This is a genomic window from Flavobacterium sp., from assembly GCF_043722275.1.
In the GTDB taxonomy this organism is placed as follows: domain Bacteria; phylum Bacteroidota; class Bacteroidia; order Flavobacteriales; family Flavobacteriaceae; genus Flavobacterium.
Map to the genome: position 1 here is coordinate 1 of NZ_JAYSPC010000134.1, position 25056 is coordinate 25056.

General features: G+C 34.7%; 14 protein-coding genes and 1 pseudogene. 5 read left to right on the forward strand and 10 right to left on the reverse strand.

Annotation, left to right across the window (positions count from 1 at the left end):
- Window positions 1-33 precede the first annotated feature (33 nt).
- The 4 genes from ACHZDT_RS16380 to rhaT form a co-directional block, all read right to left on the reverse strand.
- Window positions 34-1395, reverse strand: coding sequence for an FGGY-family carbohydrate kinase (locus tag ACHZDT_RS16380; RefSeq protein ID WP_394775698.1), 1362 nt, complete (start codon window positions 1393-1395; stop codon window positions 34-36).
- 175 nt (window positions 1396-1570) lie between these two features.
- Window positions 1571-2845, reverse strand: coding sequence for a TIM barrel protein (locus ACHZDT_RS16385; protein WP_394775699.1), 1275 nt, complete (start codon window positions 2843-2845; stop codon window positions 1571-1573).
- Window positions 2846-3044: 199 nt separating this feature from the next.
- Window positions 3045-5186 carry a bifunctional aldolase/short-chain dehydrogenase gene (locus ACHZDT_RS16390; RefSeq protein ID WP_394775700.1) on the reverse strand — a complete coding sequence of 714 codons (2142 nt, stop codon included), beginning with the start codon at window positions 5184-5186 and terminating at the stop codon, window positions 3045-3047.
- 24 nt (window positions 5187-5210) lie between these two features.
- Window positions 5211-6260, reverse strand: coding sequence for an L-rhamnose/proton symporter RhaT (gene rhaT, locus ACHZDT_RS16395; protein WP_394775701.1), 1050 nt, complete (start codon window positions 6258-6260; stop codon window positions 5211-5213).
- A 387-nt stretch (window positions 6261-6647) separates the two neighbouring features.
- Here rhaT and ACHZDT_RS16400 point away from each other — a divergent pair, with 387 nt between their 5' ends.
- The 3 genes and pseudogenes from ACHZDT_RS16400 to ACHZDT_RS16410 form a co-directional block, all read left to right on the forward strand.
- A complete protein-coding gene (locus ACHZDT_RS16400) occupies window positions 6648-7688 on the forward strand; it encodes a GntR family transcriptional regulator (protein ID WP_394775702.1) in 1041 nt (346 codons plus the stop codon).
- Between the two features lie 300 nt (window positions 7689-7988).
- The gene (locus ACHZDT_RS16405; protein ID WP_394775703.1) at window positions 7989-8366 is read left to right on the forward strand and encodes a hypothetical protein; all 378 of its coding nucleotides are present in this window, start codon (window positions 7989-7991) and stop codon (window positions 8364-8366) included.
- Window positions 8367-8472: 106 nt separating this feature from the next.
- Window positions 8473-8928 (forward strand): annotated as a pseudogene (locus ACHZDT_RS16410) (transposase); the annotation flags it as partial.
- Between the two features lie 42 nt (window positions 8929-8970).
- Here the strand turns inward: ACHZDT_RS16410 and ACHZDT_RS16415 are convergent.
- From ACHZDT_RS16415 to ACHZDT_RS16425, 3 genes are all read right to left on the reverse strand, one after another.
- Entirely contained in the window at window positions 8971-10821 is a 1851-nt protein-coding gene (locus tag ACHZDT_RS16415; protein WP_394775704.1) for a rhamnogalacturonan lyase, read from the reverse strand.
- A gap of 306 nt (window positions 10822-11127) precedes the next feature.
- Window positions 11128-13257 carry a hypothetical protein gene (locus ACHZDT_RS16420; protein ID WP_394775705.1) on the reverse strand — a complete coding sequence of 710 codons (2130 nt, stop codon included), beginning with the start codon at window positions 13255-13257 and terminating at the stop codon, window positions 11128-11130.
- A 372-nt stretch (window positions 13258-13629) separates the two neighbouring features.
- Window positions 13630-16983: a DUF4450 domain-containing protein gene (locus tag ACHZDT_RS16425; RefSeq protein WP_394775707.1), complete on the reverse strand. Its 3354-nt coding sequence runs from the start codon at window positions 16981-16983 to the stop codon at window positions 13630-13632.
- Window positions 16984-17441: 458 nt separating this feature from the next.
- On the opposite strand from ACHZDT_RS16425, the gene ACHZDT_RS16430 reads away from it, so the two are divergent.
- Complete coding sequence (locus ACHZDT_RS16430) at window positions 17442-20303, forward strand: glycoside hydrolase family 2 TIM barrel-domain containing protein (RefSeq protein ID WP_394775708.1); 2862 nt, start codon at window positions 17442-17444, stop codon at window positions 20301-20303.
- 316 nt (window positions 20304-20619) lie between these two features.
- Window positions 20620-22116 (forward strand): rhamnogalacturonan acetylesterase, encoded by a 1497-nt coding sequence (locus ACHZDT_RS16435; RefSeq protein ID WP_394775709.1) that lies wholly within the window; start codon window positions 20620-20622, stop codon window positions 22114-22116.
- 140 nt (window positions 22117-22256) lie between these two features.
- Here the strand turns inward: ACHZDT_RS16435 and ACHZDT_RS16440 are convergent, their stop codons facing one another.
- From ACHZDT_RS16440 to rhaM, 3 genes are all read right to left on the reverse strand, one after another.
- Window positions 22257-22433 carry a histone H1 gene (locus ACHZDT_RS16440; protein ID WP_213294129.1) on the reverse strand — a complete coding sequence of 59 codons (177 nt, stop codon included), beginning with the start codon at window positions 22431-22433 and terminating at the stop codon, window positions 22257-22259.
- Window positions 22434-22750: 317 nt separating this feature from the next.
- Window positions 22751-24079: a glycoside hydrolase family 28 protein gene (locus ACHZDT_RS16445; RefSeq protein WP_394775710.1), complete on the reverse strand. Its 1329-nt coding sequence runs from the start codon at window positions 24077-24079 to the stop codon at window positions 22751-22753.
- A 564-nt stretch (window positions 24080-24643) separates the two neighbouring features.
- Window positions 24644-24973, reverse strand: a complete 330-nt coding sequence (gene rhaM / locus ACHZDT_RS16450; RefSeq protein ID WP_394775711.1) for an L-rhamnose mutarotase — start codon at window positions 24971-24973, stop codon at window positions 24644-24646.
- Window positions 24974-25056 lie beyond the last annotated feature (83 nt).

Below are 25056 nucleotides of genomic sequence, written 5' to 3' on the forward strand. Positions count from 1 at the left end.
TTTAATTTTTAATTCTAAATTTTTAATTCAAACCTAGTGTTTGTAAAATTTCAAATCGATCAAATCATTCTGGATTGGTTTAGGGTTCCAGTTTTGATGAATTGCTAATGCGGCGCCTAAAGCACTTGCTTGTGCCATTGATGCGGCGTAAACTTCTATGTCCGGAAAGGCTTCGGCTAATAAATTCATGAAAATAGAATTTTTACTAAAACCACCGTCGACAAAAATTTTCTTTACCGGACTATTATGAATTACTAAATTAGTCGAAAAAAACTGTTGTTCTACGATGTCGAGCATCAATTGATGATAGGCAATTTCGTAGCTTTTGAAATTATTGAGATCTCTTTTTTGAAATGGACATTCTTTCAGAATATCAAAATCATATTTCTTTGGATAAATAATCTGAAAATTTAAGGCTCGTAGATTTGAAATTATCTTTTTATCAAAATAAACTTCTTTATAGGTATCAAACAGAACTTTAAAATGTTCTGCTAATCTTTTGGTTTGTATTTCGTGCTCATTGCCTGAAAACAATCGGGCTGCTTTTACGGGTTTTTCTGTGTATTGCATGTAACACAAACAATCGTGTTGCAACTCTTCAAAAGTCAATTGTTTATTATTGAACGGATTGAGCGAAATGCTCCATGTCCCTGTAGATAATAAAACAAAAGGTTCTGTAAAGTTTATCGTGTACGGAATTATTGCCGATGAACTGTCGTGTAAACCAACGCCAATGGCTAATTCATCTTGTTGTTTGATGATGTTTTTTCCGTAATGAAGCGGTGGAATTTTAGCCGAAATATTTTCGTTTTTGAGCCATTTATGATACTTCATCTTTTTGAAATTCCAAAGATTGGTATGGCATCCAATACTTGTAATGTCTGAAAAAGCTTCGTTTGTTAATAGAAAACTCAAATATTGCGGTAAATGTAAACAGTATTTTACCTGATTGAATAATTCCGGCTGTTCTTCTTTGAGTCTGTAAATTTGCATTCCTGAATTCAGACTTCCTAAAACGGGTGAAGCGGTTTTGACTGCAAAAGCTTCCTTCCCTTTGTATTTATTATAAAAGTCGTTTTTTAATTCCTCCGAATATTCTTTTAAATAATTATAAAGAGGCGTTAAAACTTTTCCTTTCTCATCAATGTAAACAAAACTGGCGCCATAAGTACTAAAATTGATGGCTTTTAAAACGTAATCTGTCAGGCTTTTTATTTCTGATAATCGTTCGAAAATCCAGTTTTTGAGGACTTCTATATCTTCGCAGGGAAAACCATCTTCATCGACGGTTTCGTCAAGATTTACTGATTTTTCCCAAACAATTTTATAGTTTTCATCAAATAAAAATACCTTTTTGTTTGTTTTACCAATGTCAAAAATTGCAACTACGTTCATTTCTTTAATTATGAGTTTTGAATTATGAATTATGAGTTGTGAGTTGTGAGTTATGATTTTTGCTTACGGATTCAAAATGTTATTATGCTGTGCTTTTTTGTTTTCACATCAAACACCATTATAACAACAATAGTTTATGAACTTATAACTCATAATTCATAACTAATAACTCAATTTATAGTCCTGTTGCCATTGTTTTTAAACCTCTTTCGCCTATTAGATTTTTTCTGACACTCAGACTGCGATACAATTCAACCGGATTTAATGCCGCGCCGGAACGCAAACGAGCTTCGGCAACTAAGGCACGAACATCTGTACGGAAAGCGTCCTGCAAAATTTCCTGCGCTTTTACTACATCATTTTCCTGCTGTGCAATTTCTAATGCTTTTCTGTTTACTAAAAGTGCCTGAGCATATGCAATCATAATCGCTTCTACAGATTGTAATAAATCTTCTAAAGGATCTTTTATGTTGTGCGATGCATCGATCATCCAGCCTAAATCTTTGGCGTGATTCATTCCGCGAGCGTCCATTCCTTCAACTAATTCATTAAAAATCAGGAACAATTGATATGGTTTTAAGGCTCCGGCGGTTAAATCGTCGTCTCCGTATTTTGAATCATTAAAGTGAAAACCTCCCAATTTTTCTTCCATTAATAATAAGGAAACAATTTGCTCGATATTAGCATTTGGCAAATGATGTCCTAAATCAACTAATGTTTGCGCTTTGTCGCCTAACTTTTTAACGTACGAATACGATTGTCCCCAATCTGCTACAGTTGTCGAATAAAAGTTAGGTTCAGCACATTTATATTCTAAAAATAATTTCCAGTTTGAAGGTAATGCATCATAGATTTCTTCGAGACTTTCTAATGTATTTTGGTATGCTTTTCGAAAGTTTAATTGTCCCGGAAAAGATGATCCATCTGCTAACCAAACCGTTAATGATTCAGATCCTAATTCGATTCCGTGTTGAATTACTTCTATATTATGAGCAATTGCCTGTTTGCGAACTGCTTTGTTTACGTTTTGTAATGATCCGAATTTATATGAATTTTCCTGACCTGCCTGATCCTGAAATGTATTTGAATTCATGGCATTAAATCTTAAATTGTGTTGTGCGGCAAGGAATTTTATTGCTTTATAATCCTGTGGAATATCCCACGGAATATGCAATGAAATCGCGCCCGAAGCATTGTTTAAAGCATGAAGCAAACCTACATCTTCGATTTTTTCTTCGATAGAACGTGGTTCTCCACCTCCGGCAAAACGTCCGAATCTGGTTCCGCCTGTTCCTAAAGCCCAGGATGGAATGGCGATTTGAAAATCGATTAATTTTTGAATAATCGATTCTGTTTCACCAATTTCTGATACTGTAAAAGCAAATTTATTTTGATGTTTTTTTAATAAATCTTCGTTGTGAGATGCTATATTATTTGATCCGATTAACATATTATTTATATTTTAATAGAGATTACAATATATATATAATTTATATAAACTGAACTCTGGTTTAACTTTACTATTTTATGCTATTATGCGCTTATTATGCGATTTGGAATGTCTAAAAAAATCTAACGTCCGAATGATATCGAACGTTAGACCACAAAAAACCACTTTTGCTTTAAACAAACTTAAAAACTTAACAATTCTATCTGTAAAAGCCCATTGATACGCCGCCATCTACGTTTAAGGCGTTTCCTGTTGATTTATCGAGTAAACCACCAACAAAGGCAAAACATGCGTTTGCAATATCATCCGGCAATATAATTTCATTCAATAATGTGCGTTTTGCATAATAAGCCGGTAACTCTTCAACAGTTATTCCGTATGCTTTTGCACGACCTTCTGCCCAACCTCCTGACCAAATATTTGAATCTGAGATTACTGCGTCAGGATTTACAGTGTTTACACGAATTTTATCGGCCCCTAATTCGGCAGCCATTAATCGTGTTAAATGTGCCTGAGCTGCTTTTGCTGAACCATAACCAGGATTATTTGGTCCTGCAACAACTGCATTTTTAGAAACAATGTTTACAATATCTCCGCCAAATCCCTGTTTGCGCATTACTTCAATTCCGGCTTTTGAAACAATAAATTGCCCTTTTACCAAAATATTGTATAATCTGTCCCATTCTTCAAGCGTGTGTTCTGCAATAGATTTAGAAATACTAATTCCTGCATTATTCACGATAATATCTGCACCTCCAAAAGCCAAACAAGCTTCGTCTAATGCTTTTTCTGTGCTTTTTTCATCTGTAACATTTAATAAAGTACTTGTAACAGCATCTTTACCAAATAATTTAATAAACTCAGTTGTAGCTTGTTCTAAACGCTCTTCGTTAATGTCGTTGATGACAATACAAGCGCCTTCCTGAGCAAATTTTTTCGCAATAGCTTTACCAATTCCGCCTGCAGAACCTGTAATTACAGCAATTCTTCCTGACAAAGCTTTTGGTTTAGGCATACGTTGCAATTTTGCTTCTTCCAATAACCAATATTCAATATCAAAAGCTTCCTGACGGGGCAATGAAGTATATTCTGAAACTGCTTCGGCGCCTTTCATCACATTTACTGCATTGATATAATATTCTGATGCCAATCTTGCCATTGTTTTGTCTTTGGCAAACGTAAACATACCAACTCCCGGATATAAAATCACAACCGGATTTGGGTCGCGCATTGCCGGCGAATTTGACTTTTTACAAGTGTTGTAATAGTCTTTGTACATGGCGCGATATGCCTCAAAAGCTGGTGTTAATTTTGCTTTGATTGCGACAACATCTGATAAATCTTCGTTTGGTTCTAAGGTTAAAACCAAAGGACTGATTTTGGTACGTAAAAAGTGATCCGGACATGAAGTCCCCAGCGGAGCCAGTTTTGATAAATCATTAGAATTTGTGAATTCCAAAACCCTTGCATCATCTGTATAATGTCCAATCATTTGACGCTCTGATGAACAGAAACCTCTTAAAATTGGGGCTACTTTTGCTGCTTTTAATTTACGATCTTCGACAGGAAGACTTTCTATTTTTTTACCTCCAAAAACAGGGCGTTTTTTCCCGAAGTTATTTTCTAAATATTCTGCACATTTTTCGATTACTTCAAGCGTGTTAACATAACTTTCATATGCAGTATCTCCCCAAGTAAATAAACCGTGAGAACCTAACATGATTCCGCGTAGTTTTTTACCTTTTTTCTCGGCTTCTTCCAGACAAGTTCTTAATTGAAGTCCTAAGTCAAAACCCGGACGCTGCCATCCTACCCAGCCAATTTCGCCGTTGAATAATTCGTCGGTAATTTTAGCTCCGTCTTTTGCCGCTGCGATTGCAATTGCCGCATCAGGATGTAAGTGATCTATATGTTTAAAGGGTAAAAAACCATGTAAAGGCGTATCTATAGAAGGTGCTTTTGATGCTAAATCGAAGATACAATGATTGAATAATTCGACCATTTCATCCTCAAAATCAATTCCTTTGTACACATTTTCAAGATTGCGAAGTCGGTCAAGATAAAGGGCCGCACAACCTGATTTTGTCAATGTACCAATGTCTCCACCAGAGCCTTTGATCCACATCACCTCAGAGCTCGCTCCGGTTAGCGGATCTTTATCAGTAATTTTTACTGACGTGTTTCCACCGCCATAGTTAGTCAATCTTAAATCAGCTCCTAATAAATTAGAACGATAAATGAAAAGCCCCACTTCATCTCCTGCCAATGCTGCTGCCTGAGCCTCATCCCAAAGATAGCTTACATGCTTAAAAGTCATATTATTTATATTTATATTCGACATTGTTGTTATGTTATTTCTGTACGTTTATAATGAATTTCCAATTCCAACTAAAACAATTGACAGCATGATTAATGCAATTCCCCAGGCAAATGTTCTAAGGGTTCGTTTAGAAACTCCCGCCCATTCTTTCAAATAAAATCCCCAAAAATTTGCTGTCAGAATTATGGTTGCCATGTGTAAAATCCATGAACTTGCACCGTTTCCTAATTTGCTTTCTCCCATTCCGTAAAAGAAAAATTGTAAAAACCACATTGTTCCCGCTATTGCCGAAAAAAGAATGTTTTTTGAAATTGGTGTATTTTTATTGGTATAATCTGAGAAGGTTTTATTTTTGAAATTAAGATACATACACCAGATAAAATTGGTCGTTAAACCTCCCCACATCAAAACGATATAAGTAACATTATTTTGAAAAAGAGGATTGCAGCCGTAGTTTACTGCTGTTTCTGCCATTGGTTTTCCGGCTTCGATTCCGTAATTAAAAAAGGAACTCAAAATCCCTGAAATCACCGCGATAATTAGTCCTTTTGTTAAACTAAAATCCTTGTCTTTATCTTCGTGTCCTGTGGCGAAATCTCTTTCTTTAAGGATTCCGGCTTTTCCAGAAATGGCAATTCCTAAAAGGCAAACCGCAACTCCTGCTAAAACCAGTTGTCCGCCTGGATTTGAAAGCATATGACTGAATGAAATTTTTCCCGCTGTAGGATATAAATCATAATAAACAGAAGGAACTAAAGCTCCAAAAGCGGAACAAAATCCAAGAATAATGGAGTTTCCTAATGACATTCCTAAATAGCGAACGCCTAAACCGTATGTTAATCCGCCAATTCCCCAAATCAATCCCATTGAAAATGTGAATGCTTTTATTGATGGCGAAGCTGTGGCAATAATTTCAACAAAATTTGGAATCGTTAAATAAGCTGCGATTGGCGGCACTATTAACCAGGAAAAAAAACCTCCTACGATCCAGTAGCTTTCCCAAGCCCAATCTTTTACTTTTTTAAATGGCATATAAAAACTACCTGAAGAAAAGCCTCCGATAGAATGAAAAATAATCCCTAATAATGATTCCATTAATAATTTATTTTGTGGTTATTGTGATAGTTAATTTTGTTTTGTAAAATAATAGAATGTAAAAAAGAAAACTGTCCTGTACTATCCTTTATAGTTTTGTTATTTATGTTAAAACTGAAGATTATTAAGAAGAACTACCGAATAATATTAGAAATATAAATTTTAAATTTCTATTTTAGCAATCGATTTCGTAATTATTATATCCTCAATTTGCCAGAAACAAACAAATCAGCAAAAAATATAAAATAAGCCTTATTTAATTTTAAAGCTTTTGTGAGAAAAGTACCGAGCAGGTTCATTTTATAATTTTCAGATAAAACTTTTGATACAATTATGATTTAAAAATATATCGTAACCAACTGTCGCCTAATTTACAAGCCAAAAAAAATGATTAAACTTATTAAAATAGATGAAGATTCAAGGGTTCCTAAATACAAACAAATTGTAGACTCAATCCTGCAGAATATTGTAAACGGAAATTTAAAAATAAATCAAAAAATACCTTCCATAAACAGCTTTAGCGAAGAATTTTATATGTCGCGAGATACAGTTGAAAAGGCATATAATATTTTAAAAGAGCGAAAAATAATATCGTCCATTCGAGGAAAAGGATATTACATTACCCGAACAAAACTTGAATCTAAAGTAAATATTTTGTTTGTGCTTAATAAACTAAGTGCCTATAAAATGAAAACCTACAACTCATTTATTAATACCGTTGGCGCAAATGCTCATGTTGATTTGCATATTTATCATTGTGATGAAACATTGTTTCTCAACTTATTAGACAAATTTGAAGGCGCTTATGATTATTATGTAATTACAACGCATTTTAAAACCGATGAATTAAAACATTTAAGTTTTACTGATGAAGTTGCAAAGGCAATCCAGAAAATTCCTGATGAAAAACTGGTTTTGATGGATAATATAAAACTGGGAATGGATGGTGAAATCATCAAAATTTATCAGGATTTTGAAAATGATATTTACAATGCGTTAAAAGAAGGACTTTCGAAAATAAACAAATACAAGAAGTTAATTTTAGTTTATCCTGACAAAGCGGTTTATCCTTATCCGCGCCGAATTTTACACGGATTTAAAAAGTTTTGTGTTGAACACGAAATCAATTTTGAGATTTTAAGTGAAGTTTACGACGATATGATCCTTAAAAAAGGTGATTTATTTATTACCATAGAAGAATCTGATTTGGTGAATTTAATGAAACAAATTCGTGATGAAGAATATGTTTTGGGTAAAGATATTGGCGTAATTTCTTATAACGATACGCCCTTAAAAGAACTTTTAGGAATCACAGTAATGTCTACAGATTTTAATGTGATGGGCGAAACCGCGGCAAGAATGATTTTGAATAAGGAAAAAGGACAAGTTAAAGTACCATTTAATTTTATTGATCGAAATTCGATTTAGCTTTAAGTCTCTTTTTTAGTTTTGGAAGGTTAATCTTTCTTGTGATTTATTGGAACGGGCACGGAAAGAATTTCCGCGCTATCGTTGAGCATATCTAAGGCATGAACTTAACATAAGAAGATTCTTTACTTTTTATTTCAATTTTTACGGAATTTCACAAACTTTTAAAAAATAGAAAATTAACAACAAAAAAATAAGTTTCAGGTACGGATTGCGGATAATTAAATAGAATCATATCTATAATTTTGCTCAAAATCCAGAATAAAGGATTTGCAAAACCCTAAAATACCCTAAAAACTTATGTCTGATTTTTTAAAACAATTTGGAGAAGATCTAAAAAAAAATGTACCTGGTTTTATCGCAGTTTCGGTAGCTGAAGTAAAAAGCGGAATGTCATATTATTCACAATCTGTAGTAAGTGAATTTGATCCTGAATTGGCTTCTGCATTTAATCTTGAGGTTGTTAAAGCAAAAATGAATGCTATCAAAGCATTAAATTTACAAGGACAAGCTGTTGATAATATAATGATTACGCTTACATCTCAAATTCACATTATTGATGTATCTGATAATGGAGAATATTTTATTTATTTAGCGGTGGATTCTACAAAAGCTAATTTAGGAATGACAAAATCTATCCTTAATAAATACAAAAAAGAGATAGCAGAAAAACTGTAATTTCATTTTTTATAATTTTAAAAAGAGAATATTCTAATTGAGTGTTCTCTTTTTTTATGCTCTTATTTATGGATGAAGGATTCGTTTATTATATTTAACCAAGAAAATAGTAATAATGGAATTACGGGAGTATTTCGAAAAATATCAAAACGAAGAAAACTGCATTGAGGAATTTAAAAACAAACGTTTGCAAAACGGTTTGATTTGCCGGAAATGCGCGCATAACACTCATTCTTTCAGAAAATCTGATTTAAAATTTCAATGTAAAAATTGTAAAAACAGAATCAGTCTTCGTTCCGGTACAGTCATGGAAAACTCTAATTTACCTATTAAATACTGGATGATTTGCATTGAATTAATGACGCTTTCAAAACGAAGATTCTCTATCCTCCAAATTCAATATCTATTAGGACACAAACGTTACGAACCGATCTGGTTAATGGTGCATAAAATTCGTTTTGTGATGCAAAAAAGGGATCAAAAATACACTTTGCGCGCTTATACTGAATTTGATTCTGAATTTTTAAACGAAATAGGAAAACATACTTTTACTAAAAGTAAAGGATTGGATAGTATTGAAAATTAAATTATTTCAAGTCTTCAACTATTTTTTTACTTTAACCAAAACAATATCAGGTTTAGGCGCTGGTTTCATACCTGTTCCCATATAAAAACTTGTATGCGGCGGCTGATTATATCCTACATTTTGCCACGCAACACTTAATCGATATTGCGGATCATGCATCAAAGTATATTGCCTGATTTCGGTAGGAATCGTGGTCGAATAAATTCTTAGTTCGGTATTATCTTCAGATCTTAAAATTAATTCCTCACGCCAATCTCCAAGAATATCTGCCGAAAGTGCCGGCGTTGATTTCGTTCCATTATTAGAAACTGCTCCTGTTGCTGTAAACAATCTGCCAGCATTGTATTTATCAATATAATTAGAATTAAGCAATTCTCTGGAAGAATCTCCATCCCAATAAATTAAAAAATTCGTCGAAGTTGGTGCTTTTCCTATTTCATTTCCTTTCATATCATGTAAATATGGCGATCCTGACCACCAGCATTGTGCACCTTTTCTGGTTGGGTCGATATTATCTGCCACGCCACGACCAACATCTTCGTTAAGAGAACCCGTAAATAAAACTTTACCGTCAGCGGCTGAAAATAAAGTAACTCCCGGACCCGTTGTTCCGTTTTCTATTTCATGGATTCCGAAAACTTCCAAACCCGGAATATCCAGATCAAGATCAGAAACATGCAAAGCATCACCGTGCCTGAAACCAGTTGTGTACAATCCTTTTCCGTTATCGTCGACGCACATTGATCCGTAAATAATTTCATCTTTTCCGTCATTATCCACATCTGCAACCGTGAGTCCGTGATTTCCCATTCCGGAATATGGATTTTCCGCATTTTTACTATCAAAAACCCATCTCGAAATGAGTTTGTCATTTTTAAAATCCCAAGCAGCCAAAACCGTTCTTCCATAATAACCTCTGCACATTATAACGCTTGGGTGAATCCCGTCTAAATAGGCAATACAAGCTGTAAAACGATCGATTCTATTTCCTTTAGTATCATTTCTTCCGCTTCCGCCTCTTCCGCCCCAACCTGCAAGATCACCACGTTCGGGGATATATTCTGTAGTTGTAATTATTTTTCCGGTTCTTCCGTTAAAAACCGAAAGGTATTCCGGGCCTTTTAGAATTTTTCCATAAGTGGGCGAATCAGGATCAATATCGCGCCAGTCTTTTGAAACATCGCCAACAACATTATTCTGGTTATCAGTTGTTCCGTCAGCGGTTTTACACACAAATTCCGAAATTCCGTCGCCATCTAAATCATACACCATAAACTGAGTATAATGTGCGCCTTCACGGATGTTTATTCCGAGATTAATTTGCCATAAAAATTTCCCATCTAATGTATACACCTGAAATATAGGCGCATCTGTAATTCCTTTAAAAGAATTGTCTAAACTTTTTCCTGTCATATGCACAATCAAATCATATCTTCCGTCGCCATCTAAATCCCCAACCGAAAGATCATTTGGGATATATCCTGCAACTGGTTTTAGCTTTATTGCCAAATAATCTTTATCCGGACTTTGTGCAGGAATTGTAAAACTTCCCTTTGCATCAGTTTCTTTTCCTTTAAAAACAGTTTTTACAAACCATGTATTTTCTTCCTGAATATTGGCTTTTGCATCAATAAAATTTGTTGCGCCAAAAATTGGTTTGTCATTTAGTTTTACTGGTTTTTTAGTTCCGCTTTTTCTATATAAATTAAAACCCAAATCATCAGAATCTATTCCTAAAACACGCCAACCTACAAAAAACTGATTGTTGTTTTTTACTGCAATAACGCCTCGGTCAAGATTTTCCATTTGTCTTTGTGCGAATGAAAGTAAACCTGATAAAAGAAATAGTAGTACAATTTTATTTTTCATAATTTTTTATTTTTGTCATGGCGCACGGATTGTACGGGTTTAAACGGGTTGTCGCTGGTTTCTTTTAAGCTTTTTTATCTGTTGAATTTAAATAATCTCGCAAAGTTGCAGAGGCGCAAAGTTTTTGTTTTTTTTCTTTTGTTTTTGAGACAAGTTTGTCATTTCGACCCAAGGGAGAAATCACTCTCAACTCTACAAAGATTGGCGACATTCTATACGGAGTTTCTTGTGTGATTTCTCCCTTCGGTCGAAATGACAAAAAAAAACTTAGCAACTCAGAATCTTAGCAACTTAGAACCTCAAAAACTAAAACATCTTCTTAAACCCTTCACTCTGTACTTTCCACGTTCCATCTTTTGGAAAGCCCGGGTTTTGTTCCGTGCTTCCGTCCCAACCTGCGCACATCATGGCAACGGCGGTTAATAATCCTCCGTTTCCGGGAAGATAAAGCGTTAATCTGTCTGACTGATAATTGTGTCCGTTTTTTAAATATGTATTCGTTGTTACATTCATAAACAAGGCATCAATGGCTTTTTCCGGCAGTTGCAAACGTGCTGCGGACATTGCAGTCATCGGGAAATCCCATCCCCACGTTTTATCCCACGACCATGTTTTCCAAACCAAATCAAACGTATTTTTCATGATTTTTTTATCTAAAAGTGACGTTTCAGGAAGCATCCCAAAAGTCCCCAAAACTGACGGATGATCTGTTTTAAATTCCGGATTTGTATAAGAATCCGTCGCACTTTCTGTCGCCAGATAAACCTGATCTGCAATTGGTAACGGAGATAATTTAGCCAAAACTGTTTCCCATTTTTCAGGTACTTTTTGATTCAATTTTTTCTTCCATGCAATCGCCGTTTTCAAAGCCCAGTTCCAATACGCCAATTCATATGTCGGGTTAAAAGTTTCCATCGCCTTAAAGCGTTCCTGCGCCGGAATAACTCCTGGTCCTAAAACATAACGATCATTTTTAGCATCATAATTCGCAAACGAAGCCATGAAATTAGCGGTTTCAAAAACACGTTCGCTGTATAAATTTAAAGTTTCGTTGGTTGGTTTTGCACGATAAATTAATTCTGCATAAGTAATAAAATGTGGCTGTTGCCAAAGCAAAAATGAACCTACAGATGACGGACTTTCATTACCGTCCGGATCTGTCATTTTTTGCCATCTTGCGCCTTCAAAACCTTGTCTTTTTGCAATATTTTTGGCTTTATCAAAAACCTTTTGATACCACGGAAGACTTTTTTCCAATAATTCAGGTCGGTTCCAAAGCGCAAAATGAACGCCGTGCCACCAATGCATTTCCAGGTGCGGTTTTCCGTACCAGCTATTATAGGTTAGACCCGTTTCCTGTGGCGGAACTTTTCCTGTACATTGTACTTTGGTCAAATATTGCGAAAGGATAACTCGTCGTTCTAGTTCTTTGGCGCGAGGATCTGTACTTCCAGAAAAATCTACCGCTGCGCCACTTTTCCAAAATTGTTCCCACCCTTTTATACTACTGTTTTCAATCTCGGTAAATGATGAATTTGATGGTGATTTTTTATCTGCTAAAGCAAAAAGACAACTCAATTCTAATGTATTTGTATTTGATGCTTCGACCACAAAATAGTGATCAGAAACTTTTTTTATCTGCGCATTTCCTTTCCAATTCAAATTGACATTGTATGAAATACTGTCCATAACATGCGTTACAACGGCTTCTGTTTTTGACTTTTCAAACAACGTGCTTTTATAATCTTCTTTTCCCTCCCATTTTGTTCCCATGTCAGCCCAATCACCTGTTGGAAACGGAATTCTTAAACTTATTTTCAAGCGTTTTTGCTGCAATAAATCCGATTTGACTTTTACGCCAATCGCGTCTTTTTCCTGATGTGAAACGGTCAAAACTGTAACTGGAATTCCTTCAACTTCAAAATAACTTTCGATTTCTCCTGTCCAAAGATTCAATTTTTGAGCAATTGATTTAATGTCTTCCGGTTTTGCGATGCTTCCGTCTTTCTTGGTAATTTCAAAACCTAAATTTCCCAATTGCAATAAATGCGGATTCTGACGAAACCAATTCACCGCTTCTACTTTTCTCGCTGGTTCTTTTATTTGTACCGTGTATGAAATATCTCTACCATATTGTTTGTAATCTCTTAAGGTTTCTGAGAATTTATAGTTATTAGTGTTTTTATAACTGTCCCATCCCCATTCTGACTGTGTTCCTAACGGAATCCCGTTTTCGTGTTTTTTAGGAAATGTCTGCAATCCCGTCGCATCAACCGTAAAAGCAAATGCACCGTTCCCAACCGTCAGCGAAGCCAAAGTATCGATAGCTGTAATTTGAACATTATGTCGCGTTACAAGGGCTTTACGATCTATTTTTTGCTGTGCGAAAATGGAAATTGAAAAGAGGAATGCAGTAATTAATTGATATTTTTTCATTTGGGTAAATAATTTATGATAGTTTCAGGTTGAGATGATAAAAATTAACCGCAAAGCACGCAAGTTTTTACCAATATTATTTGTAAAACATAAGTTCGCAAAGCTTTATCAATACAAAGCTTTGCGAACTTTGCTTTGTCACAAATCACGCAAGCATAAAAAACTTTGCGTGCTTTGCGGTAAAATTTTAAGCGGTTTAATGTTTTTATTTTAATAGGTTATCTAATTTTTTTATTGCCCGATTTATATGTCGTCCCTACGGGACTCTGAAATGTGGGAAATTGATTTTTTTTTTGCTACCAACATTTAGCTCCTAACGAAGCATTTTTACATTTAGATTATTTCTTATTGACACATTTTCTCATTGACACATTATCTAATTAAAGTAACACTCATCAACCCAATCACAACATCATTTGCAATAGTTTTTAATGTCAAACTCTTCAATATTTTATTTTTATTCAATGGCAAATCTAAAATAGTTCCTGCGCCGCCATCAATTCCATAACTGGTGAATCCTTTTATGGTTTTAAAATCCTTAAAATCTCTTGTGATTTCTCCTGTTTTAAAATAAATTCTTGGCGGTTTTGGCGCGTTGGTTGTAAAAGCAAGTCCGTCAATAAAATAATCCTGTTCTATTGGCCACCAGTTTTCGGGATTTTTTAGAGGCAGAATATCTGATGTTCCATCGGTGTAATTTACTTTTATTTCACCATTTGTGATTCTGCTTTGCATTGGGTTTGTGGTTCCGGCGAGCATAAAATAAGCGTGTGAAGCTTTTCCGTTTAACGGAATATCGATGCTTTCGGGAAAATTATCCCACATTGATGTGAAAATGATATTCTTTTGATTTACATCAGAAGGTGTTTGAAACGGAATCCCGTTTGGCGTTGTAATTTGTCCGTTTGATTTTGCCTTTTCGCGTAAGCCAGAATCATCAATTTTTACGGAAATATTGGGATAACACCAATTCCCAATTCCTTGTTTAGGAAGTTGCAATGTTACGGTTTGTGGTCTCGGAGAAAGATATTCATAATTGAAAATATCGGTTACTTTTGAATTAAAAAATGACGAAAGCTGAATTGTTTCTGGACGTTTAGATTTATCAAGCGGAAGATCCCAATTTGTAATTGCTTCATTTGATTTATTTTCACACTTTACATTTATATGAATGGGTTGCCACCAGGATAATTCGCCTTGTTTTAATTCGACAAAAAAAAGTTTATTTCCAATAGAATTTACTTTCGCCGTGAGCGAATTAGCTGTTTTTGAAATTTCAGTTAAAACAAATTGCGGATCATAAACCGAAATTATTTTAGCTTTAAGAGTTTTCAAATCTAAAATTTCATTTGATGTATAATTTTCTTTAGAGTGAATTTCTTCTATAGGATTTCCTTTCCATTTAATTGAAATATCATAAATGGAATTGTACGGAACTTCAATACTTATTTTTGGTTTTCCGATGTTTTCGGGAACAATTTTCCACGAAACTGATTTTCCGTTTACAGTAATATTTTCTACAGTTTCGAAGGAAGAATTCACAACTAATTTCAAATTCATTTTTGCCGAAAACTGATTTTTGATTACATATTTTTCTTCTTTTTTTTCTCTTTTAAAATCAATTGAAACATCAGGAATTTCTAAGGAAGCCAGATTCCATTTTTCAGGAAAGCCTGGTTTTATCGTTAATATTTCTGCCAAAGCATCTGGTTGAATCCCAAAAAGTCCTTCGACTAAAGTTCTTGAAGCCATACCAATTGGATCGGCAAAATCGCGATACAATTCGCCTCGCATCGCATCCTGATACAAAAGCTGCTCGAAACCTCCCGGCGAAGCGCCCAAATACATACTTTCGACCAAAGCACTTTCCCACATTTTAAACGCATTTTCAGATTGTCCGCCTTGCCAGAAAGCCAAAGAAGTATGTAATTGTTCGGCTAAAGCAACATTATTTGTCGACCAGGTATAAGGCTGCCAGTTTGTTGTGCTAATTACATAAAGGTCTTTTTTGTCCAGTCCTTCTGCCGAAATTGGGATATGCGGAATCTGATTGTTGACGTAATCCAGCATTTGATAACTTTCAAACGGATTCGATAATTCTGAATCTATCGTGTGATAAATGCTCCAAATTCCGGGTGAATCATGTAATAATTTATTTCCTAACGCATCTTTATATTCAGCAAAAATTCCTTTATTAGGGACCCAAAGTTGGCTGTTTGTCGCCTTAAAAATTTTATCTGCTTCTTTTGTAAACGGGTTTTCATCTTCATTAATTTTCTTTGCAATTTGTGCTACGGTTTTATTCGCATAATAATTATAAGCTGATGAATGTATGACGCCGCCACCACTATATTGCAAAGCATCGCTCGCCCAGATTGATGCATAAGCATCATATAATCCGTCATTATCAGGATCAAAATTTCTTTTTTCCCATTTTAAATGTCTTTGAATTGTGGGCCACATTTCTTTTATAAAAGTTGTATCTCCCGTCCATTTAAAATGTCGTAACATTTGATCTATAAAAACCAAATTCATATCATAATGATGTGCGATATTATTTTTGTTCGGGCTTCGGCTAATGTATCCGCTGCTGAACATTGAGGTTCCAATTTCTTCCTTTTGTCGGGCTAAATTTCGTTCTTCATCTAATACAATTGGACCCGTTTCCGGACTTGTAACCTGAGAATTGCTATAACTTGTAAAATGAGTTTTTGCGCGATCGTGCCAGCCTAAAGGATCAGCCGTATAAGCACCGCGCCAGGCATTGAGATACATTCGCCACGCAATTGCTCCGTGAAGATAAGCGGGACTTTCCCAAATTCCGTCAGCAGCGATTGAAAGTGCAGATCCCAGTGTATTTATGTACGGATCAGGAGTTGAAACTTTTACGCGATTCGCTAAAATTTCTGTTTCCTGAACTGATTTTTCATAAAGCTGTGCTATGTTTTTTTGATTATAATTGATTTTTGAATCTTCCGAAAAGAACAACCAATAAGATGCTTTTTTAGTAATTGATTTTATTTTTCCTGTAATTAAAATCAGTGATTCGGGATTTGAATTAAAAAGTTCTAATGGCTTGTTTTGCATTTTTGCATTGGCTAAATGCGTAACCGATTCGGGAAAAAATCCGGTAATATTTCTATTATTTCCTGTTTTTTGTTTGTTGCTTTCTGAACCATATTCTAATAAAAATGATTCCTTTTTTATGGTGTATTTATTATTAATACAATATTCCGGCTGTAAATAAAATACCGATTCCGGATCTGCGCCAATGTCTCCGTCACGACTGAACTTTTTTCCTGTTGCTCCGCCAAAAGCCCATATTAAACTGGTGTTTTTTGAGATATTATTCCCGTAGACTTTTACAATAAAACCTTCACTTTCTTTTAAAGCTACAACATCTATGAACAATTTTCCGTTTTCTAAAATAGGATCTTCGATTGTATAACGCATTGTTCCTGAAACATATCGCGTATCAATTTTTGTGGCTTCGGTGATCCATTTACTGTCTTTTCCGTTAACTAAACCTAGCTTGAAATTTCCTCCCATTCCGGGCATATACATTGCAAATTCAGGCAAATCGCCAGTTTCAACCCTAAATCCTGTGTTAGAACCATATAAGGCTCTGTTGAATTTTCGGGTGCCATTTTTCAAAACGAAACTATTTCCTTCGGGCGCATAATGTATTTTACGTATGGCTTTATTTTCCTGTCCAAATGTTGCCATTGAACAAATTAAGAATAAGCCAATAAGGATTTGAATAGATTGTTTTTTAATTTCCATATTATATAAAAAATGAATATTCTTAAATTTTAAAAATACAACTCATTGGTTGTGATTAATTTAACAGAAACATAGATTTTCATCTCTTAAAAAGGCGTTTCATTTATTTTAGATGTAAAAAGTAGCTATCTGAAAGAAATATATTCTTTATCGCATTCTTTTTTTGCACTTAAAATCTATGTTTCTATGTGTTTAGTTTAAATTTTAGAAAACCATAATTCTGTATTATTATTAATTCCTAAATACAGATGCAATTTCTATGTTTTTTTATGGGATAGTATCCTGTACCTACCTGATTTTTGTAAAAATGATAATTTATAATATTTCAATATTTTAACATCATAGTACAGGATACTATATAAAAACAGAAATCATAGTTTTGAAATAACATAAAATTAACTATGCTGTCAATAAACATTATACAAAAATATCTTATTGTTCTCGTGGTCATTTTTTTTCTACAGAAAAGCAATGCGCAACAAACAGATAAAATTTATCTCTCAGGAAAAGATTTTGAAAATCCTGTACAATGGGATTTTTATTGTACGGGCGGAAATAACAGTAAAGTCTGGTCAAAAATTAATGTTCCATCTCAATGGGAATTAGAGGGTTTTGGTGAATATACTTATGGGCGATGGTATAAGGAATTGAACCAAAAAGAACCAAGTAAGGAAGAAGGCTTGTACAAATATGAGTTCGAAATTCCGACGGATTATAAGGATAAAGACGTTCTGATTGCTTTTGGCGGCGCGATGACGGATACTGAAGTGAAAGTAAACGGAAGGTTAGCGGGAGCGATTCATCAGGGCGGATTTTATGAATTTAAATATGATATTACTTCTTTATTGAAGTTTGGCGGTAAGAATATTTTAGAAGTTCGTGTCTGGAAACATTCTGCTAATAAATCAGTAAATGCGGCTGAACGTCGGGCAGATTGGTGGTTGTTTGGCGGCATATATCGTCCGGTCTGGTTAGAGGTTTCGCCCAAAACTCATATTGAAAATATTGCCGTGAATCCTAAAATGGACGGTTCTATTACGGTTGATCTGAACTTGAAAAATATTCCAAAAAATACTATTCTCGAAGCCCAACTTAAAGGTTTGAATGGAGAAAATTTCGAAACTTTTACTTTTCCGCTTAAAGCGAAAACTACGGCAGCATCAATTGCTGCAAAATGGAAAAACGTAAAACCGTGGAATCCTGAAACGCCTAATTTGTATGAATTAGAATTAGTCTTAAAACAAAACGAGATTGTTGTTCATCAATATAATAAGCGAATTGGTTTTAGAACTTTAGAATTTAAAAAACAGGACGGAATTTATGTAAACGGCACAAAAATTATCATGAAGGGAATTAATCGTCATTCATTTTGGCCGGAAGGCGGACGTAGTACGAGTAAGCGTATCAGCGAATTAGACGGAAAATTATTGAAGGATATGAATATGAATGCGGTTCGAGGGCATTATCCGCCTGACGATCATTTTCTTGATGTTTGTGATTCTTTGGGACTTTTTGTTTTGAATGAATTGGCGGGTTGGCAAAATTCGTATGATACTGAAACAGGAACTAAATTAGTGACCGAAATGGTGACGCGCGACGTAAATCATCCATCGATAATTATTTGGGATAACGGAAATGAAGGCGGCTGGAATTATAATGTTGATAACGTTTTTGCCGAAAAAGATCCTCAAAAAAGAATTGTGATTCATCCGTGGGCAGATTTTAATGGCTGGGATACGCATCATTATCCAACTTATTTAACGGGAATGCATCGTTTTAATTCGGGTGAAAATGTATTTTTCCCTACTGAATTTATGCACGGAACTTATGATAACGGACACGGCGCGGCGTTAGAAGATTTCTGGAATAGGTATAAAGAAAGTCCACTTTTTGCAGGTGGTTTTATGTGGGCGATGCTTGACGAAGCGGTAAAAAGATCGGATTGGACAGGTGATGTAAAATTTGACTCAAAAGGTTCGCTTGCCGCGGATGGAATTCTTGGACCTCATCGTGAAAGGGAAGGAAGTTATTATACGGTTAAGGAGGTTTGGGCGCCAATTCAATTCCTGCCGAAACAAGTTACTGAGGATTTTGACGGATCATTTTTAATTACAAATGATTATCTTTTTACTAATTTAAATTCCTGTAAAATGAATTTTAAAGTTTTAAAAGCAGATAATAATGTTCTTTATACAAACGGAAATTCTCCAGCAATAAGTTCTGGCAAAATTGAAATCCCGAGTATTGATCCCGGGGAAACCCGCAAAATTAAACTTGATGTTCCGGATAATTTTACTGAAGGTGATATTTTATCGATTTCGGCTTTTGATCCCTTTGATAAGGAAATTTATACCTGGACGTGGCCAATTCATAAAGCGAAATATTATGCTGCTAAATTTTTAAAGGTTGAGGATATTAAAGGGAAAGCTTCGGTTACAAAAACGGCTAATGAAATCACTTTAAAAGGGAATAATGTCACGGTTATTTTAGATGTTACATCTGGAGAAATTTTATCTGTTAAAAATGGAACTTCGATAATTCCGCTTACAAATGGTCCGCGACCAATTGGGATGAAGGCTAAATTAAAGGATATTCAGATTTCGCAAGAAGGTGATAAAGCGGTTTGTACGGTTAACTATTCGGGTGGATTATCTTCTATAAAATGGATTATGGAACCTGACGGACGTTTCAAAATGGAATTGCTGGCGCTGAAAAATGCTTCTGGCGGTGAGGGTTTTGACGGTGCTTTTTTTGAAGATAAAATCAACGCTTTTGGGATCACCTTTAGTTTTCCGGAAAAAGAAGTTACGGGTATTAAATGGTTCGGAAGAGGTCCGTATCATGTTTGGAAAAACCGAATTAAAGGAACAACTTACGGTTTTTGGGAGAAGGATTATAATAACACAATCACGGGTGAAAGTTTTGAAAATTTAATTTATCCGGAATTTAAGGGTTATCATGCGAATTTATTGGGTGCGAATCTAAAAGCTGGAACTTCATCGTTTAAGGTTTTTAGCGAAAATGATAATTTATTCCTGAGATTATTCACCCCTGATTTGCCTAAAAATGCTTTCCCGGGAAGTTATCCTCAACCGGAATTTCCGGAAGGAGATATTTCGTTTATGTATGAAATTCCGGCAATGAGAGATTTTAAACCTCTTGAACAGCAAGGGCCGCAAAGTCAGCCTACGAATATCAGGATTAAAAGCGGTGATGACGGGATTAAAATGAATTTGTGGTTTGATTTTAGGGAGGAAATTTAGTTTCAAGTTATAGTTTTGCATATTCTTTAAACATTCTTGACATAAAGAATTAAGAGAGATTCATTTACATCAAGTAACCACAATTATTGTCATCCCGAGGAACGAGGGATCTCCGTAAGAAACTAACGCAAAGTATTTTTCCTAAATTGTCGAGTTGCTTGCGGAGATCCCTCGTTCCTCGGGATGACAAAAATGCGCAGATTACTTTGAAAATATTCTTTGTCTAATTTTTTTATACCTAAGAGGTTTTAAAAACCTGTCAGGTTTATTTTTTTTTTAAACTTTAACAAAGCTTGACATTTACACATCAAAAAATATGCAATCAATTAAAATATTTTCAGTCCTTTTATTAGGCTTTCTTTTTTTCAACTTCACTACAAAGCAAGACACTAAAACAACGGTTTTTATGGTTGGTGATTCTACAGTAAAAAATGGCAAAGGCGATGGCGCTGGCGGACTTTGGGGTTGGGGAGATTTTATTGGTCAGTTTTTAGACACTACAAAAGTTAATATAGAAAATCACGCTTTGGGCGGAACGAGCAGTCGGACTTTTCAGGATAAAGGTTTGTGGAATGTGGTTTTGAATAAACTCAAAAAAGGTGATTATGTGTTGATTCAGTTTGGGCATAATGACGACGGACCTTTAAACGACAGTCTTCGCGCACGCGGAACGATTAAGGGAATTGGAAACGAAACTCAGGAAATAGATAATATCTTAACTAAAAAACACGAAACTGTTCATAGTTACGGCTGGTATATTCAGAAAATAATTCGTGAAGCAAAATCAAAAGGCGCGATTGCTATTGTTTGTTCTCCAATTCCCAGAAACGACTGGAAAGACGGAAAAGTGCCTCGCAATAATAAATCATACGGATTATGGGCAAAACAAATTGCGGATAAAGAGAAGGTGACTTTTATAGATTTGAACGATAAAATGAGTCTTGAAATGGAAAAATTGGGTGAACAAAAAGTGACCGGAACTTATTTCTATAAAAGGGATCATACGCATACTTCGGCAAAAGGTGCTGTGCTTTCGGCTTCGGTAATTATCAATCAATTGGAAGAGAGTAAAAACTCATTGAAAAATTATATTTTAAAAGATCCGAAAATTGTGTTTCCTAAAAAGAAAAAAGTGTACTTAATTGGCGATTCGACTATGGCAAACAATAATGATGTAAATGCTGTGGGTTGGGGAGTTGCATTTCCTGCTTATTGTGACACAACGCAAATTGAAATTATTAATAAAGCCCGAGGTGGCCGAAGTTCAAGAACTTTTGATCATGAAGGTCTTTGGGATGAAGTTAAAAATCAATTGCAAAGCGGCGATTTTATATTGATTCAGTTTGGTCATAATGATGCCGGAGCGATTGATAAGGAAAAATTCAGAGGTTCTATTAAAGGAAATGGTAACGAAACGCAGGAAGTAATTCTCGCAGATGGCTCTAAGGAAACGGTTCACACTTTTGGTTGTTATATGGAAAAGTTCATTCGTCAAGCGAAAGAAAAAGGCGCAATCCCAATTGTTTTGAGTCAGACTCCAAGAAATGAATGGCCAAATGACAAGGTAGAACGACGAAATGATACATACGGAAAATGGTCAAAAGAAGCCGCTGATAAAGAGAATGCATTTTATATTGATCTTAACGAAATCGTTGCGCTTAAATATGAAGAATTGGGCAAGGAAAAAGTAAAAGTATTTTTTCCAAAAGATCATACGCATACGGGATCAGAAGGAGCTGCTTTTAACGCAAAAACTGTGGCGGAAAATATTAAAAAGCTGAAGGATTGTGGGCTTAAAAATTATGAGTTATGAAGTATGAGTTAGATGCAAGATTTAAGATTGTAAATTACCTTTCACTCATAACTTCTAACTCATAACCCCTAACTCCTCTCATAAATAAAAAAACCTCGTTTAAACTGAATTAAACGAGGTTTTATTTTGACTAAAAAATATTATTTTTTTGATTCTTCGATAGAAACTTTTCTAAACTCTTTCAAAAGTTTTTCAATTTCTAAAGTAGCTTTACGAGCTCTTGCTCCAGCAGCTTTAACTCCTTTTTCTGTTAAAGAGTCAGCTTCTGTTTTAAATGTTTCAATTTCGGCGTTGATTTTTACTAATAGATCTTTCATGCTTATAATTATTAAATTAAGGCGCAAAAATAAAAGTTTGAACGATAGCTACAACATATTTGACGTTAAAATTATCGGTGTTTTTTAACGTTTGATTTAACATTAAATTTACCTCACTTTTTTTCTTCTTCAATAAAAGAACCAATCAACTACTAATCAAGTACTTATTTTTATTTTTCAAAATAGTAAGGCTTTACAAGGTGTTGACAGATGTCGAAAATAATTTTATTTATTTTCATAAATCACCACAAACAGTCAGAAATTTTACACTTTAGAGCGAAGAAAACAAATAAATGGACTGAGAATATGCGTAAAAATCACTCAACAATTTGCTTATTAACATACACATTTTTAAAATTCACGTTTGTTATTAAGCTTTTATCAATATTTGTTTTTACGGCTTCTATTTTTAAATTCTCAAATGTAAAATTGGATAAGCGAACATTTGGATCATTTTCTACTCCGTAAAAAGTATCGCATTTTAAATCGATATTTTTAAGGGTAACATTGTCTCCATATGATAAGGGAACATCCGGACGTCCTTTCATATCAAAAAATTGTTTCCACGCAAAAATTGCCAGACAGGTTTTTGCTTCGCCTTTAATATCTTCTACTCTTATATATTCGTATCGTTGTGGCGTATCAGGTCGCATTTTTAGCCATAATAATCTCGAAGCGCCATCGATTTTGCAATTGCGCATAATTATGTTTCTGTTATGTATAGATTCGCTCCCGTTTGTAAGTGCAGAATGACAGAACCCAAAATTGCAGTCTTCTATGATGATATTAGCATTTGGTCCGTTGTTTGAATCCTGATCTGCGTAGGGTCCTTTGCCTCCTTTTAAGGCAATCGCATCATCATTGACGGACATATAACAGCCTTTTACTAAAAAATTGGTGCAAATATCAATGTCAATTGCATCTGTGCTTGGTGCTTTTATGCTAATATGTGGTGAAAAAATATAAAGATCCAATAGTTTTACATTATTGCATTTATAAAAATGATTGGTCCAGAAACCTGAATTAATCAGTTTTACGTCCTGAAACTGCACATTATTAGAGTTCCATACAAAAATCAATCTCGGTCTTGAAACTTCGAGATTAGTACATTTTGGATTTTCTTTTCGACGTTCCCAGAAGGCTTCCCAATATTTTTTTCCGTTTCCATTGATCGTTCCTTTTCCCGAAATCGAAAAATTATCAACTCCGTATGCGTTTACCAAAGCCGGGAAATAATCTAAATTTTGTCCTTCCATTCTTGACGGCATTATTGGAAAATCGGCAATATTATCAGATCCTTTTAAAACTCCGCCTTCAGAAACATATAAAGTCGTTTTAGGTTTAAAAAATAAAGCTCCGCTCAGGAAAACTCCTTTCGGAATCACAATTACTCCTCCTCCATTTGCTGCGGCTTTATCAATCACTTTCTGAATGGCGACGGTTTGAACTTTCGTACTGTCTTTCCCTACTTCAAAATCTGTAATGGTATATTTTTTTCCGAGATCTTTCAATTGAATTTTAGAATAATCTTTGAACCAATTGGTGATTTCGGTTCCGTCAGGGAATTTATCGTTTTTGTAATCCTGAGAATATGAGGATTGCGAAAAAACGAGTACGCAGATTAAAATTTTTAAGATATTTTTCATTTTGGGTTTGTATTAATATAAGTTGTTTTGCTATTTTTTCAACACAATCATTTGCGGTCAATCATTGTCGAGTTTCTTGTGTGATTTACTTCGTCTGTTCGCTATCGCCCGGGTCTCATTCTTCAAAATGAACAAAACTGTGTGGTTATTTTCTTTTTTTCAATACAATCATCTTGTCATGCTAAAGCTGGAAGGATCGTACCCAATGTCATTGAGTTAAGCTTTTTTAAGATCATTATGACCAAACAATTTCAGGCAAAGTGTTTCCACGTTTTTAAAATGTTTATTTTATTGACTAGCCTCCAGCTTCAGCTGGAGGTGTTTAATAGGCACAATAGGATGGCTTTAGCCAAATCACGTTTTTGGCTAAAGCCACTCAGATTGATTTTATATAAACTCCAGCTAAAGCTGGAGGCAATTCAAACTAAACTTTGCGAGAAATTATAATTTAAAAAATCTTAACTCAATGACATTGGGATCGCACTTGAAACTCCGCATGCTAAATCGCCAATTTTTACCGACTTTCCAGTGTGATTTATTTCGTCTGTTCGCTATCGCTCGGGTTTAATCTAAATGAAAAACTTCTTTTAACGGGTTTGCTACGGGCGAATTATCCGGATTTGTTTCCATAATATCTGCCATGTAATTCCACCATTTTTTTACAATTGGATGATTTGGCAACAGATTAGTGTCAAATTCTTTACTTACCTTTTGGATCGCGAAAAGCGTTAAAGTTTGTTCATCTAAAAATATACTATAATCTTGTATGCCGCTTTCCGAAAGTAATGTTTGCAATTCCGCCCAGATTTGGTCGTGCCGAATTTTGTATTCGGTTTCAAAACCTGGCTTTAATTTCATTGTAAAAGCATTTCTGATTGTGTTATTATTTTCCATTATTTTAAATATTTTTTTTGTTGAGTGTTTTTTTTAAACACATAGAGACATAGTTTATAGAAATCTTAAAAGGCGTTTCACTT